Below are 15,068 nucleotides of genomic sequence, written 5' to 3'. Positions count from 1 at the left end.
AATTAATCCTCCTTGATCAGTTGTTCAATTAACGCGATTACTCGCTCTACATTCTTTCCATCCTGATATTTAAAGAATTTATTTTTAAATCGTTTGATATCATAATGTTCATTAGAATGTATTGCATCTGTTAACTCTTCTTCATTATAGCACAACGGACCAGGCATTTCCTTCTTATAGTCCACAAAACATCCAAGACGGTGCATATAATCCTTTAAATCAGGCACAAAGAAATACATCGGTTTATCTAGGATAGAATAATCAAAGATAATCGAAGAGAAATCTGAAATAAGTGCATCACTTACCACAAATAATTCATATGTATTTTCATGACTCATATTGAAGATACGTCCCTCTTCTTCAATAGGAATATCTTTCATAAGTGGATGATACTTATAAATAAGGACTGTGTCTTCATCAAAAGTATGAATGAATTTCTTTCCATCAAAACCAACTGCTTTGAATCCTTTATAAATATTTCCTCTAAACGTTGGTGCATAGAGTAAGATCTTCTTATTCTTAAGTTCTGGATATTTTGAATAGAAATTGTTACTGACTTCCTTTTTATAATTTTCATCAAAAAGATGATCTACTCGAGGCATACCTGTTACAAGCACATTATCTTTATCTACAGAAAAAGCCAAAGAATAAGGTTCTATCCAATAATCACTATTCGCAATGACATAGTCATAGTTATTAATAGGATATTGTCTTTTGACTGCATTGCCAAACTTCTTAATAGCTCCTGTGGCATGCCATACTTCAATGACCTTAACACCTTGTCTCTTATAATGAGAGACTACATAGTTATTGTCATTAATGAATACGATATGGGATGTATTAATCACAATTATCTGTTTAATACAGTTTAATAGATATAAGAAATCATTCCATATTGATTTTTTATCATAATGAATGAGTACTTTCTTAATAGAATAATGAGATGTATCAAGATGATTATAGATATCTAAGAAGTCATCTCTTAAAACATTGTCTTCTAATGAAACAAATGCAATCTGATTCTTTTTGATAGGAACAAGTGATACAAAGATGTTCACGAATGAAAGAATGATGTTTAATACAATTTTCTTAAGCCCCATGCTGTTCACCTAATAGAATATCAATGACACGTTTGCTGGCCTGTCCGTCTTCATGATTATTAAAACGTTCATTAAAGCCTGTTAGACGGTCATAATCAAAATCATGTGTATGAATCTTCTGAAGTAATGTATTTTCATCTGTAATGACTTCTCCAGGAAGATCTTTATAAATATCTAGATAGAAGCCTCGTAATTCATCACGATAGTTTTCTAGATCATACATATAGAAATAGATTGGTCTTTTTAATATTGCATAATCAAAAAAGACACTTGAGTAATCAGTCACTAACGCATCTGCAATTAAATACAGATCCGCAATATCTTCCTGAGGATCCACATAATAAACAAAATCTTTTACCTCATCTAGATTAAAATCATTCACAATTAAATAATGAGGTTTGAATACGACAATATATTCATCCCCTAATACTTCCTGCCATTTTTTAAAGTCAACTTCTAGTTTAAATGTATATCCCTTCATATTGAATGAATTATCACGCCATGTAGGAGCATAGAGTAAGATCTTTTTATCGTGAGGAAGATGCATTCTATTTTTAATAGTTTCTACATCTTCTTTTGTATAGTTAGATAATATATCATTTCTTGGGTAGCCTGTTTCAATGAGTCTTTCCTTATTGATTCTAAAAGATGTTTGGAAGACTTCTGTAGTAAAAGCACTTGGAGAAATCATATAGTTGTATTTAGAGACATCATTGTCATAAGTTGCACGCATTTCTTCTACAGACATGCCAGAACGATAGAATGTTGTCCCTTCTGGTACTTCAATATCATGAGCAAGTTTCTTTAAAGGTGTACCATGCCAGGTCTGCAAGTAAACCTGGTTATCCTTCTTCAGTACATATTTAGGAAGCTTACAGTTAGAAATCCAATATTTACTTCTTGCAAGATAAAAGAAATAAGGAATACTGAAGTATTCAATAATCTTCGCATTTGGAATAGTGAGATTTTTTTCTTTATGATGCTTAATCGCATATATACAGCGATATGAGGCATATTCTTTATGTTCCGTGATATATTGGTGTAATGCTTTAGGATTATCTGTATAGCCACGACCATGGAATGATATAAATAAGATTGTATGATCATCACATGGTATGAAGCGATAAACAATTCGATATAATAAGCGAATCATTTTACCTAATATTTTCTTAATCAATTTCATGACGATAGTCTCCTTTATTAGGGTCTATTATAGTGAAAATGACTGCTATAGTCAATCAAACCGACAGAAAGAAAAAGCTTCCTGTAAAGGAAAGCTAATTCTTTTCAAATACTGTTTCAACAACTCTCTGTGAAGAATGACCATCTTCCCAGCTACAGAACTTGTCATAGAAAGTGACATAACGGTCTGCATATTTTTCAGTGATTTCATCCATATGCTTGATTGTGTTAATGACTTCGTCTGTTGTGAATACAAGTGGGCCTGGAAGTTCTTCTTCCATATTGATATAGAAGCCTCTTAATACATCACGATATTTATCTAAATCATATGTATAGAATAACATTGGACGTTTTAAGTTAGCAAAATCAAAGAATACACTTGAATAGTCAGTAATAAGAATATCACTCATCAAATAAATTTCAGTAATATCATCATATTTACTTAAGTTAAACGCAAAACCATCTAAACCTGTCAAATCAAGAACATCTGCAATATAATAATGTGTTCTTAGGATAATGACATATTCATCTCCTAATTCTTTTCTCATCTGTTCAAGATTAAGCTTTAACTGGAACTTATAAGCACCATTACCATAATATTCATCATCTCTCCATGTTGGTGCATAGAGAATGACTTTCTTATCTAATGGAATACCTACTTTTTTCTTTAATTCTTTCGCTTTTTCTTCTTTATGAGGATCAGAGAGTAAGTCATTTCTAGGATAACCTGTATCTAACATAGTATCTCCTTCATCCTTATACATAAAGCAGCTCTTGAATATTTCACTAGAGAATGCGTTAGGCGCAATTAAATAATCCCATTCCTGTTTCTGGCGATAGAACTGTGCTTTATATGTAGGAGAAGCTGCAGTGACTTCTTCCTGGTCAAAGGCTAAACGCTTTAATGGTGTACCATGCCATGTTTCCAAGAAGACCTGTCCTTCTCTTTTACGATACCATAATGGCTGTCTTGTATTAAATACGAAGTATTTACATACAGCAAGATAGTAAGCATATTTACGTGTCATACGTTTAACAACTGTTCCACCATAAGGAAGTTTTGTCTTCGTATCATTGAGTACCCAGACAAATTCATACTGCCCTGGGAAGTTCTTAGCCAAATATTCATAAATATATTTAGGTGAATCAGCATAGCTTGCTCCACGGAATGTTTCAAACATAACTAGATTCTTCTGAATAGGTTCATTTTTATATTTATGTCTATATAAGTACTTATTCATTTCATTCTTATTCTTAAAGATCTTCTTGGCTTTAACACCAGCTAAGTGGGCTGCAATGATTTTTTGTGCTTTCTTTAAGTCATGATTCATACATGCTTTAGAAAGTCTGCGACGATAAAGAGATTTCTTTAATAGTTCTGGTTCAATGCGAGTTAATACTTCTGCCATTGTATCAAAACGTGTTGTTCTCCACTTATCATCTTCACTTCTTCTCACCTTTTTAGCAAAGAAACTAGTAAAGTAGTTAGCCATCTTCGCATTAATATAATAATGAATAGATGGATAATCCTTAGAAATCTCTAAGCAATAGTTATGCGCTTCAATAAATTCATCAAAGCGACCATCAGGATCCTTAATCTGGGATAAAGCAGGACGATTGATTGGATCATTATGTTTACGTTTGACTAGAATAGCATCTTCTACAAAAGACACATCATTCGTATATTTTAATAGTTCAACTACAAATGGTGCATCTGTATACCAGAAGAATTCTTCTTTAAAAGAAATATGATTATCTTCAATAAGTGAACGTTTAATAAGAAGGTTTAAGCATGATACATTTCTTAATGCATGTCTTGTACGAATAAGAAGATCAATCTTGAACTGTTCTGGTTCATTGTCATAAACATGTTTTTCTTGTTTTCTTTCCACTTTTACAAGACGATCATGATCCTTGTCTTTTAAGTTTCTTTCAATATTTGTTTCATCGCTCATTGTTTCATAAACTTGCTTTTTGAACCATGAAACCATTCTCTTACCTGCCACAACTTGATTATGAGACTTTTCTGCTTCTTCCATTAAAGCATTCAAACAGCCTGGTAATACATAGTCATCACTATCTAAGAAATAAACATAATCTCCCTTTGCAAGATCAAGACCCATATTTCTCTTCTTACCTACTGATGCTTCTCCTGATTCAACAAGAGTGATTGGTAAATCATATTTATGGATCTTATCCTTCACATCTTCAATAGCATCTACAATAAGAAGTACTTCATAATCAGACAATTTCTGATCCTTAATACTTTCTAAGCAGTCATATAAATAACGAATATAACGATTAAATGGTATGATAATTGATAATTTCATAATTAAACTTCCTTTCCCCATATTTAAAAAGGCAGGTTACCCTGCCCTTTGTTTATCTAGTCTTAATAGCAGCAAAGAGCTTATCACCTAGTGTACGACGAGAATTAGGAATAACACGCTTTGCGAACTTCTCATCACGTACTTTCCTTTTCTCTTTTGCGGATAAATGATTGTAGTACTCTACATAGTCAGCATAATGATCACATACTTCATCAATATCTCCATATTCACGAAGCATGCCACCTTCAATCCACATAGCACTATCACAGAATTGACGTACCTGTCTTAAGTTATGTGAAATAAAGATTATGGTTTTACCTTGTTCTTTTAACTCAGTCATCTTATTCAGACACTTTTCCGCAAAACCTTTATCACCTACACTTAAAGCTTCATCGACAATCATAATATCTGGATCAAGACAAAGGTTAATTGAGAAACCAAGTCTTGATTTCATACCTGATGAATATTTCTTTACAGGCTGATAGAGGAAGTCACCAATTTCTGCGAAATTAATAACACCTTCTTTAATCGCTTCTATACGTTTTTTAGAGAGTCCTAATAAAGCACCCTTTAATTCAATATTCTCTAGCCCTGTCAACTGTGCGTTCAATCCTGTATTAATAGCAATAAGTGCCTGAGTTCCATTCACAATAATTTCCCCTTCATCAGGATCACAGATTCCAGCTAGAATAATTGACATAGTAGATTTACCAGAACCATTTGTCCCTAGAATACCTACAACCTGTCCTTTCTTTACCTGGAAGTTCAAATCCTTTAAAGCATAGAACTTGACATCACTTTTTTTCTCTTTAGATCTTAGTTCATATATTTTAGAAGCATGACGTGCTTCAATTGCAATATTTGAATCCATAATGCCTCCTAAATAAAGTCTACAAACTTAGATTTGAATTTATACATAATACAGCTGCCAAACACAAATAAGAAAGCTGTAATAGCCCAGAAACAGAAAGCAGAATATTTATAATACATAATTCCACGATGATAGAAGAAACAGTCACGATAGCCCTGAACAATATAATAAATAGGGTTAGTTAACATGATTCTCTGTAAAATAGATGGAAGGCTCTTCACATTCCATAGAATTGGAGTCATGTACAATAATAAACGCATAATAGCGAGCACTAGTTTTCTTGTATCACGTGCAAGCATATTAAGTACAGATGTTGTCATAGATAATGAAATCGAGAAGACAACACCACAGAAACAATAATAAATAAGACCTACCCAATGTAATGATGGATAATAGCCAGCAAAACAGAATAGGAGTGTCAATATACACATCAAGCAGAAGTGGTCAAATAACTTAGAAAGTACCACTGTAGCCGGAAGAACACTGACTGGGAATTTCATCTTAGTAATAATATTTATTTTAGAGAAGATAGCATTACACCCTGCTGTAATACATGGAGAAATAAAGAACCATACAACCATACCTCCAAGCATCCACCAGATATATTCAATACCATCTACTGACTTACGATTTAATACTAATCCAAATACAAACCAATATGTTAATACCTGAATAATTGGATTCGCAAAGTTCCAGAATAAACCTAACTTTGAGTCACGCATGTCAGCTAGTACTTCATATTTCGAAATAGAATAAATACGAAACAAGTTCTCGCTGTTTTCTTTGATCACATATTTTACAGCTTCTAACACGTTGGATCCTCCTTAATAATCTATCTTAATATTTATACAGCATTATACTTCAAAAAGCAATATTAGCCTTTTTCATTATACTTTATTTGCATAAAAAATACCATATTTAAAAAGGAGGGATCTACCCTCCTCAAATAATTATTTAATCGTCCAGCTTTCATCATGTGGATCAACTTTCCATGCTTTTAACTTTTCTAATGCTTCTTCTTTAATATAGTTGTGTTCAACAGCAACAGGAAGAAGTGCATCATAGTTAGATAAAGTCACGAAATGACAATCCTTATCAGCAAAGTTCTTAATAGAATCCTTTAAGCCATAAGTGAAGATAGCTACTAATCCTAATACTTCACATCCAGCTTCTCTTAATGCATCTACTACTTCTAATGAAGATCCACCAGTAGAAATTAAATCTTCTACTACTACAACCTTCATACCTTCTCTTACAACACCTTCAATACGATTCTGACGTCCATGAGACTTGTTTGAACCACGTACATATCCCATTGGTTTATTTAAGATATCAGCCACTAACGCAGCATGAGCGATACCTGCAGTTGAAGTACCCATTAATACTTCACAATCAGGATAGTTTTCCTGTACAAGTTCAGCTAAACCTTTTTCGATATCATTTCTTACTTCTGGGTAAGATAAAGTTAATCTATTATCGCAATAGATTGGTGATTTAATACCTGAAGCCCAAGTAAAAGGTTCATCAGGGCTTAAGAATACAGCCTTGATACTTAATAAATCTTTCGCAATTAATTCTTCTCTATTCATTATTATTCTCCTTGAAATTGATTAAATACTTCTTTATAAGCAGCAACTGGATCAGCTGCTTTAGTAATTGTACGACCTACTACGATATAGCTAGAAGTCATATCCTTAGCCATAGCTGGTGTAGTTACACGCTTCTGGTCATCTTTTGCATCGCTGGCAAGTCTGATACCTGGAGTAACTGTTAAGAAATCTTCTCCTACAGCATCATGAATACCTTTAGATTCTAATGGTGAACATACAACACCATCTAATCCTGCTTCTTTCGCATTCTTAGCCCATCTAATTGCAACATCCTGAATTGGTTCATGAATACCTAGTTCATCATCTAATACTTCCTGACTTAAAGAAGTAAGACATGTTACTGCGATACATAAAGGACGATCCTTGCCCTTTTCTTCTTCTAAACCTTCAATCGCTGCCTGCATCATAGCCTTAGAACCTGAAGCATGAACATTAACGATATCAACATCAAGACGTGCTAAGTTCTTCATAGCCATCTTTACTGTATGAGGAATATCATGCAATTTCAAGTCTAGGAAGATTGAATGTCCTCTTTCTTTGATAGCCTGAATGATTGCAGGTCCTTCTCCATAGAAGAGTTCCATACCTACTTTCACAAAGAGCGGTTCATCAAATTTATCTAGGAATTCAAGAACATCTGCTTTGTTTTTGAAATCGAGTGCAATAATTACTCTGCTTTTAGTCATAAACTACCCTCCATTTTTTTATTCTCTATGAAGTATACCATAAAACATATAAACCTGGGATACTTTTAAAAATAATAATCTAAAAACTTATCAGATGTTTTGACGAATATATTGTAATAGACATACAAAAATGATATAAATTAAAAATGAAAGATTTTTATAAGGAGTGAATATTTTGAACAAATCTAAATCAATTGTCAAGCAGGCTTCTATTCTAGCACTCGCTGGTATACTTGTACGTATTATTGGCGTTCTTTATAGAAGTCCATTAACCGCTTTAATTGGTGATGAAGGGAATGGTTATTACTCTACTGCATATAATATTTATGCAATGGTACTGCTTATTTCTTCTTACAGTATTCCAACCGCAATCTCTAAATTAATTAGTGAGAAGCTCGCTCTTCATCAATATAATAATGCACGTAAAATTTTTAAATGTGCACTAATCTATATTACTGTCGTTGGTGGTTCTGCTGCAATACTTACATTTATCTTAGCCCCATGGATTGTAACAGAAAATGCGGTATTCGCATTAAGAATTCTTTGCCCTACCATTTTCCTATCCGGTTTAGTCGGAGTATTAAGAGGTTATTTCCAGGCATATTCAACAACTGTTTATACATCTGTTTCTCAGATTATTGAACAGTTATTAAATGCCTTTGTGTCTGTAGGTGCTGCTTATTTGTTTATTCAGCCATATGCAAATAATCATACATTACTTGCTAGCCGTGGTGCTGGAGGAAGTGCCTTAGGTACAGGCTTTGGTGTTCTTGTTGCCCTTATTTATATGGTATGCGTTTATTTAAAAAAAGGCAGACACATGATTGATGAGACCGACGCGGATCCTCGTGTACAATCAGGACAGGCCATATTCCGTTCTATCCTTAATATTGTCACACCAATCATTATTTCTACATGTATCTATAACCTTGTTTCTACTATCGATATGTTTATCTTCTATGGTATTATGCAGGCACGTGGTGTTGCACTGATTGAGGTTGTTAAACTTTATGGTGTTTATGCTGGTAAATATGTTGTCTTAATGAATGTCCCTGTTGCGCTTGCAAGTGCAATGAGTACAGCAACTATTCCTGCGATTTCTAGTTCTTATGCATTAAAAGATTTCAAGGAAGTGCGTGCCAACATCAAGAATAGTACTTTTATTACTATGCTTATTCTAATACCTGCAGCTGTAGGTATGGGTGTACTCGCTTATCCTGTTATGGGTCTGATTTTCCCACAACCTAAGACATTGAAGATTGCCTCTACTGCACTTACTCTTGGTGCACCTGCGATTGTACTTTATGGTTTATCTACTTTATCTAACGGTATCTTGCAGGCGATTGGCGCAGTAAAAGTACCTTTAAGAAATGCTGCCAAAGCATTGGTTGTCCATGTAATCATCCTTATACTGATGCTTGTATTAGTGCCACCACAGTTCCTTAATGTTGGTATTTATCTACTTGTTATTGGAACTTCGCTTTATGCCTTACAGATGTGTGTCACTAACCAGTTCGCATTAAATAGACTTGTGGGCTATCATATCAATTTTAAGACTGCTGTTTTATTACCATTCGTTGCTTCACTATTTATGGGTGCATGTGCCTATGGTTCTTATTGTCTACTTTTCAAAGTATTCCATCGTGTCTTTATTCCACTTATCCTTGCAATTATGGTTGGTGTGGTTGTTTATTTCTTCAGTATTCTATTTATCTTCAAAGATCATTTAGAAATGTTGAATGGAATCCCTTATGTAGATAAGATTATTTGTAAACTATTCAAAAACAAAGCATAAAAAAATCCAGATTTGTCTGGATTTTCTTATACCTTCTTTTTATCGATTAAATCACATACATCCTTCATAGTATGAATAGACATTAATTCTTCATCAGAGAACTCAATTCCTAATTCTTCTTCCAAATCCATAATTAAGTCTACAACATCAAGAGAATCAATACCAAGATCTCTTAAGTTAGAATCTAATGTTAGTTCCTTGCCTTTTAATTTACTGCTTAAAGCTTCTTTGATTTTATCAAAATAATTCATGTTGTTCACCTCACAACATCAATTATAATACAACAATCCCCAAAATTACAATATACTTGTCACATAATCAAAAAATGCATCAATAGCTGCTTCCTGACGTCGGTAGTAAGTAGCACGAGAATAACGTGTCTTCCACCAGTGCTTATGTTCATAGAAATAATCTTCTAGAATGATATGATAATACTCATCACCGATAATGGATTGTGACTTTTCTATAAAGATAATACGTTTGGTGAGTTCCTGTTTTAAGTATATTCTATTAAGTAAATAATCTTCTTTAGAGGAAGAAGATGTTTGATAATAGTCCTCATAGTTGATGGAAGGATAATAGTTTGCCTGGTTTAATGAGTTGAGTATATTCTTGTCCTTCTCATATTGTTTAAGCAATAATCTAATAATTCTTATTTTTTCTTTCTTTGTCATAAAAAACACCTCCTATAGGGTATATACCCCATAAGTGGTGTTTTTTCTCATTAAATAATAAAAGATAGTTTAATATCTTCAATATCTTCTTCAGACATACCAATATTATATAAATAAGCTTTCGCACTACCATAGTGTTCTCTTAGATAATCTAGGAAAATCATCATATAACGTGGTGAAGATGTAAGATAACTTTCTGTTTCTTCATCCATCATCTCTTTAAGTGCTTCAATAATTTCCTGATTGTTGGCGTAAGATTCACTGTAGTCCTTAACGATATCATGATCGTGACATCCTGCAAGTTCTAATAGTAATGCTGCAATAATACCTGTACGGTCTTTACCTGCACTACAATGGAATAAGACACCTTCATAGAGATGATCCTTAAATACATCAAAGACAGCTTTGATCTGTTTCTGATGTGCTTCTAACATATAAATATAAACACCACCAAGGTCTTTATATTCCTTGACTTCACTAGGCACTACCTTTACGACTGCATCATCCATCAAATTAATTTCAATATTTTCTACATCGCGATAATCTTTAAATGGTGATGGCTGGGCCTGTTTTTCAAAATCAGAACGTAAATCAATAGTGACACGTACACCATAATCATAAAGTTTTTCTAGATCTTCATCCGTTGCATTCGCTGGTGCTGAAGCACGAATATAATGATGGCTTTTTGTATAATAGCCTTCCTGTGTTTCATATCCACCTAGATCTCTTGTATTTGTCATCTTATCTAAAGCGATTAAACGCTCTTCACTTGTCATATATTGCATATTTTACTCCTCAAAAGGTCTTACTCTTAATGTAACACCTATTTCATCTGTAATTTTCTGACATGCCTCAATCTTTTCTTCTCCAATAATATCAACAACAGTTAATACAACATTTGGAACATAAGCCTTACACCTCTTTGCAAAATCAAGCATATCATCAAAAGAAGAGATACCAAACTTAGAACGTGTAAGTTCTAAAAATTCTTCCTTTGTAGGGGCATTTAACGAGATAGACACTGTATCAAAACGTCCTTTGTATTCTGGAGTGACATCTCTACCATAAATATCATTGGCTAAACCGTTGGTATTAATGCGAATTTTCATATCTTTCTTAGTATCACGGATATAATCAATGACTTCTTTGATATCATCCCATCTTTCCATTGGTTCACCAAATCCACAGAAAACAATTTCTTTAAAATCATTGAGATCATACTTCTTGAATTCTTCAATAATCATTTCTTTAGAAGGCTCTTCCTTCAACCATAAAGAATTGTTCTCCATCATCTCTTTTGTCTGTCTTAAACAGAATGTGCAGGCGCATGGACAACGGTTAGTTGTATTAACATAGCATGTCACTCCTTTGGTAGAGTCTAAATGTGAAAGATCAATATAAGTATTTTTATAAAGTGTATATAAAATAGTCATCTTAGAAGTCTCCTAATTCACTTAAATATTGTTCAAAACATAAGCCATAATAAGTAGGTGTCCCTATTTCTTCACTATAAGCGATACATTGAGAAGAGAATTCAGTCGCCTTTTTTACACAATCATAGAAAGAATGATTATTCAAATAGCCTCCCGCAATAACGCTTGATACCACATCTCCAGTTCCGCTGCGATCTGGTCCGATGCGGTCTACTAGAATGCTTGAGGATTTTCCATGATCATAAATAAAATTCATGATATGCGCATCATCTACTGGTATTCCTGTCACGACAATCATCTGTGGACCTTTTAAAGAAAGTTCATGACACATCTGTCCTAATTCCTCTTCTGTCGGAATTACTTCTGGATAATCACGATCCAATAGTGTAACAAGTTCTGTTAAGTTTGGTGTCAATATATCTGCATAGTGAACAAGATCCTTCATGCTTTCAGCCATTTCTTTGCTGTAAGTAGCATAAAGATGTCCGTGATCCCCCATAACTGGATCTACTAATACAAATGTTTCTTTGCGCTTAAAAGATTTAATGAAATCAATAACGATTTCTACCTGTTCCTTTGAACCTAGAAAACCAGTCGCAATACCATCAAATTCTAGTTTCAAATCCTTATATGTCTGAATATAGTCAGGCATATGTTTTGTATAGTCATCAAAATGATAAACAGGAAATTGCGTATGGGTAGATAATATAGCGGTAGGTACCGGTACAGTCTGTATACGCATAGTAGATATAATTGGTGCCATAACCGCAATAGAACATCTTCCAAAACCAGTTATGTCATTAATTAAAGCCATTCTTTTTTGTCTCATAGTCTTACCTCGTACAAGTATTTTATCATATCAACACTTTTTTTCAATAAATAAGATATAATAGAGATGAGGTGAAAGAAATGGATTTTAATGAAAAGAAGTTAATAAATCAAACATACGAGAATAATTGGCTGATAGAAGAGACATATCAACAGAGTGATTTCCATCAATGTCATTTCAACAATATTACAACACAGGATATCGTGTTTGAGAATTGTTACTTCTATCAGACAATGTTTAATCAATGTGATTTATCTAATATCAAATTTGATAATTGTATGTTTAGACAGGTGCAGTTCAATAATTGCAAGTTATTAGGAAGTGATTTTTCTGAATCAAGCTTTGACCAGGTTATTTTTAATGATTGTTTATGTCATTTCGCCAATTTCTCTTTCATGAGAAATAAGGAGACACTATTTAATCGATGTGATTTGAGTCAGGCTATATTTCAAGATACTACGATGAATAAGACAAAATATAAGGAATGCAGAATGATTCAAACATCGTTTCTTCATGCACCACTTAAAAACATTGATTTATCTACATGTCTTATTGAAGCAATTGAAGCAGCTCCACAGGATGTAAGTGGCGTAATCATTGATGAAATGCAATCATCAGCTTTTATACACTTATTAAATATCAAAATAAAAGAGGCGTAACTACACGCCTCCTTCAGTAAAATGCATATTCTCAAGATAATTTTTTCCTGCTGTCATATCATATTGGACAAGCTTGTATTCTTTATATAATTTCTTCTGTGATGATGTAAGATCTTTATATTTCACAAGTTCTCCTTCATCATTCATCATTGCTGCATCAGTGTCTTCTTCAGAGCCTGCTGCAGCTTTTGTTGTTATAACAGGCAATTCATCAAGCACCTTTTCTAATAACGTAGTATAAGGAGTTGTTTTCGTAGATGTCTGTTTTTGTACAAGTGCCATGAAATCTGTTGGTGAAACTAGCTTATATTGATCATAAGCTGTCATACCTAGATGTTCTCTGGCATATTTATTAGAATAGATGAAATAATCTGTCTGGTGAAGAACAGTATTATTTTTTGTATTCCAGTAAATACCAGGTAGATGGTCACCATAGAAGACAAATGTCACAGGCTTATTAATATTATCTAGTTTCTCAATAAAATTCTTGACTGCAACATCTGTATGATGAAGTCCCATAACATATTCTTCTACCATGGCTTTTACCTTACTATCATTCACTGCATTACCGCTTGCGGCATATTTTTCTTTACCATTGTAGTAATTGTTGTCATATGGCAGATGATTCTGCATAGTAACAAGGTTGATCAGTTTACTGCCCTTTGCATCAATGATTTCATCAATCGTATTTGCAAAAGCTGTTTCATCTGAAAGATAAGGACTGCGATCAATACTATATTGATGCTTGATTGGATACTCTGAACCAAGATACATGAATTTATCAAAGCCGAAATTATCATAAACTGTCTGACGACTATAATAAACACCAATATAAGGATGAATAGCCACAGCTTGATTAAATAAACGAGAAAAAGCATACGCATTATTTTGTCCAGTGACTAACTGTGTATAAGGTGTTAAAGCAGCGGAGAAGAACCCTTGGTTAAGACCAGTTAAAGCCATATATTCCATATTGGCTGTCCCACCCCCATAACCTGTGCTAAACATGAGTCCTGATGTTGTGGATTTCATCAGATTTCTAATATAAGGGATAGGATCTTGAGAAAGTGTTAATTCAGGAATACGATATGGATCTGCAAAGCTTTCAGCAAGTCCCATAATAACGATCTGATCATTCCAGTCATTGTCTCTTTTAGCATTAATTTTCTTTGATTCCTTCGCATATTTTTTATAAATCTTTTCCATCGTTTCTTTACTATAGTTTTCTGGTTCATCCATAATAGAAATATCAATATTATTAAGGAATTGGAGAATAGGGCCATTCACTTTAGCACCATAAAGCTGATTAAAGAAGTAAGGTTCATCTCCTAAATTACGCATTAATGCGTTGACATAAGAGCCATCATGATTCATAACAACTGTTCCACTAAAGAAGATGACAGTCACAAGTACCCAGATCACACTCTTTTTTAGAGACATATGGAATGCATATGGATGCTTCTTTTCTAAATAGACGATAAGAAAAATAACAAGGACAACAAGGACAATTGTTGCAATAATGACTGTTGTTCCCATCATTCCTAGTAGATTCTTCCAAGCCTTGATCATAGCGAGATCACCTGGAATAATTGGTTCATCACGGAAAATAATCTTTAAATGATTCGCAACTGTAATAACAATCTGGATAAAGCCAGTAATAAGTACAGAAAACCAATAATGTCTTGTAACAGCTAAAAGGAAGCGTGCGACTAGGAAAAGCACAAATGTATTCAATAAGACAAAGAATTGTCTTCTAAAGAAAATATAGAAAAAGATATTATAGGATTGTGATGAGCTTGGTTGAATCATATAGGTTGTATTCATACCGATGAATGAAGCATAAGAAAGAATATATGCAAAAATAAGCATAACAATATTTATTTTATGATTCGATAAAAA

Annotated in this window: 15 protein-coding genes; 2 read left to right on the top strand and 13 right to left on the bottom strand. The window is 33.4% G+C overall.

Annotated features, from left to right (window positions below; genetic code table 11):
* Positions 1–2 precede the first annotated feature (2 nt).
* The 7 genes from B2S90_RS00350 to pyrF all read right to left on the bottom strand — a co-directional run bounded on the left by B2S90_RS00350 (position 3) and on the right by pyrF (position 7,779).
* Positions 3–1,100 (bottom strand): CDP-glycerol glycerophosphotransferase family protein, encoded by a 1,098-nt coding sequence (locus B2S90_RS00350; RefSeq protein WP_278778720.1) that lies wholly within the window; start codon positions 1,098–1,100, stop codon positions 3–5.
* Positions 1,090–2,283, bottom strand: coding sequence for a CDP-glycerol glycerophosphotransferase family protein (locus B2S90_RS00345; RefSeq protein ID WP_055234756.1), 1,194 nt, complete (start codon positions 2,281–2,283; stop codon positions 1,090–1,092). The genes B2S90_RS00350 and B2S90_RS00345 overlap by 11 nt, the downstream gene beginning before the upstream one ends.
* A gap of 94 nt (positions 2,284–2,377) precedes the next feature.
* Complete coding sequence (locus B2S90_RS00340) at positions 2,378–4,612, bottom strand: CDP-glycerol:glycerophosphate glycerophosphotransferase (RefSeq protein WP_055234754.1); 2,235 nt, start codon at positions 4,610–4,612, stop codon at positions 2,378–2,380.
* A 52-nt stretch (positions 4,613–4,664) separates the two neighbouring features.
* Positions 4,665–5,483: an ABC transporter ATP-binding protein gene (locus tag B2S90_RS00335; protein WP_006505261.1), complete on the bottom strand. Its 819-nt coding sequence runs from the start codon at positions 5,481–5,483 to the stop codon at positions 4,665–4,667.
* A gap of 8 nt (positions 5,484–5,491) precedes the next feature.
* Positions 5,492–6,295, bottom strand: coding sequence for an ABC transporter permease (locus B2S90_RS00330; protein ID WP_006505260.1), 804 nt, complete (start codon positions 6,293–6,295; stop codon positions 5,492–5,494).
* A gap of 138 nt (positions 6,296–6,433) precedes the next feature.
* Positions 6,434–7,072: an orotate phosphoribosyltransferase gene (gene pyrE / locus B2S90_RS00325; RefSeq protein ID WP_278778728.1), complete on the bottom strand. Its 639-nt coding sequence runs from the start codon at positions 7,070–7,072 to the stop codon at positions 6,434–6,436.
* A 2-nt stretch (positions 7,073–7,074) separates the two neighbouring features.
* A complete protein-coding gene (gene pyrF / locus B2S90_RS00320) occupies positions 7,075–7,779 on the bottom strand; it encodes an orotidine-5'-phosphate decarboxylase (protein WP_055234752.1) in 705 nt (234 codons plus the stop codon).
* A gap of 166 nt (positions 7,780–7,945) precedes the next feature.
* Here pyrF and B2S90_RS00315 point away from each other — a divergent pair, with 166 nt between their 5' ends.
* On the top strand, positions 7,946–9,574 hold the full coding sequence (locus B2S90_RS00315; protein WP_286696365.1) for a putative polysaccharide biosynthesis protein: 1,629 nt from the start codon (positions 7,946–7,948) through the stop codon (positions 9,572–9,574).
* Between the two features lie 26 nt (positions 9,575–9,600).
* On the opposite strand, the gene B2S90_RS00310 is transcribed toward B2S90_RS00315, so the two are convergent.
* The 5 genes from B2S90_RS00310 to B2S90_RS00290 are packed head-to-tail and all read right to left on the bottom strand — an operon-like array spanning position 9,601 to position 12,510.
* Entirely contained in the window at positions 9,601–9,825 is a 225-nt protein-coding gene (locus B2S90_RS00310) for an acyl carrier protein (RefSeq protein ID WP_278778732.1), read from the bottom strand.
* Between the two features lie 45 nt (positions 9,826–9,870).
* Positions 9,871–10,248, bottom strand: coding sequence for an MG284/MPN403 family protein (locus tag B2S90_RS00305; RefSeq protein WP_055233736.1), 378 nt, complete (start codon positions 10,246–10,248; stop codon positions 9,871–9,873).
* A gap of 50 nt (positions 10,249–10,298) precedes the next feature.
* The gene (locus B2S90_RS00300) at positions 10,299–11,033 is read right to left on the bottom strand and encodes a tyrosine-protein phosphatase (RefSeq protein ID WP_286696364.1); all 735 of its coding nucleotides are present in this window, start codon (positions 11,031–11,033) and stop codon (positions 10,299–10,301) included.
* A 3-nt stretch (positions 11,034–11,036) separates the two neighbouring features.
* A complete protein-coding gene (locus tag B2S90_RS00295) occupies positions 11,037–11,681 on the bottom strand; it encodes a TatD family nuclease-associated radical SAM protein (protein ID WP_278778736.1) in 645 nt (214 codons plus the stop codon).
* A gap of 1 nt (position 11,682) precedes the next feature.
* Positions 11,683–12,510 carry a pyridoxamine kinase gene (locus B2S90_RS00290; RefSeq protein WP_278861629.1) on the bottom strand — a complete coding sequence of 276 codons (828 nt, stop codon included), beginning with the start codon at positions 12,508–12,510 and terminating at the stop codon, positions 11,683–11,685.
* An 80-nt stretch (positions 12,511–12,590) separates the two neighbouring features.
* Between B2S90_RS00290 and B2S90_RS00285 the strand changes: the two genes are divergently transcribed.
* Positions 12,591–13,169 carry a pentapeptide repeat-containing protein gene (locus tag B2S90_RS00285; protein WP_050772160.1) on the top strand — a complete coding sequence of 193 codons (579 nt, stop codon included), beginning with the start codon at positions 12,591–12,593 and terminating at the stop codon, positions 13,167–13,169.
* On the opposite strand, the gene B2S90_RS00280 is transcribed toward B2S90_RS00285, so the two are convergent.
* Positions 13,170–15,068, bottom strand: a 1,899-nt coding sequence (locus B2S90_RS00280; protein WP_286696363.1) for an LTA synthase family protein, incomplete at its 5' end; no start/stop codon positions are given. It lies immediately after the preceding gene.

Source organism: Catenibacterium sp. UBA627 (assembly GCF_002299355.1).
GTDB classification, from domain to species: domain Bacteria; phylum Bacillota_I; class Bacilli_A; order Erysipelotrichales; family Coprobacillaceae; genus Catenibacterium; species Catenibacterium mitsuoka.
Note: the sequence above shows the minus strand (reverse complement) of the source record. Positions and strands in the feature narration are given on the sequence as shown.

What these genes read in the sequence shown, in the direction of transcription:
- pyrE (WP_278778728.1), bottom strand. Translation starts at nt 7,072, where the DNA reads ATGAATAGAGAAGAATTAATTGCGAAAGATTTATTAAGTATCAAGGCT.
- B2S90_RS00345 (WP_055234756.1), bottom strand. Translation starts at nt 2,283, where the DNA reads ATGAAATTGATTAAGAAAATATTAGGTAAAATGATTCGCTTATTATAT.
- B2S90_RS00300 (WP_286696364.1), bottom strand. Translation starts at nt 11,033, where the DNA reads ATGCAATATATGACAAGTGAAGAGCGTTTAATCGCTTTAGATAAGATG.
- pyrF (WP_055234752.1), bottom strand. Translation starts at nt 7,779, where the DNA reads ATGACTAAAAGCAGAGTAATTATTGCACTCGATTTCAAAAACAAAGCA.
- B2S90_RS00310 (WP_278778732.1), bottom strand. Translation starts at nt 9,825, where the DNA reads ATGAATTATTTTGATAAAATCAAAGAAGCTTTAAGCAGTAAATTAAAA.
- B2S90_RS00305 (WP_055233736.1), bottom strand. Translation starts at nt 10,248, where the DNA reads ATGACAAAGAAAGAAAAAATAAGAATTATTAGATTATTGCTTAAACAA.
- B2S90_RS00350 (WP_278778720.1), bottom strand. Translation starts at nt 1,100, where the DNA reads ATGGGGCTTAAGAAAATTGTATTAAACATCATTCTTTCATTCGTGAAC.
- B2S90_RS00295 (WP_278778736.1), bottom strand. Translation starts at nt 11,681, where the DNA reads ATGACTATTTTATATACACTTTATAAAAATACTTATATTGATCTTTCA.
- B2S90_RS00290 (WP_278861629.1), bottom strand. Translation starts at nt 12,510, where the DNA reads ATGAGACAAAAAAGAATGGCTTTAATTAATGACATAACTGGTTTTGGA.
- B2S90_RS00340 (WP_055234754.1), bottom strand. Translation starts at nt 4,612, where the DNA reads ATGAAATTATCAATTATCATACCATTTAATCGTTATATTCGTTATTTA.
- B2S90_RS00335 (WP_006505261.1), bottom strand. Translation starts at nt 5,483, where the DNA reads ATGGATTCAAATATTGCAATTGAAGCACGTCATGCTTCTAAAATATAT.
- B2S90_RS00285 (WP_050772160.1), top strand. Translation starts at nt 12,591, where the DNA reads ATGGATTTTAATGAAAAGAAGTTAATAAATCAAACATACGAGAATAAT.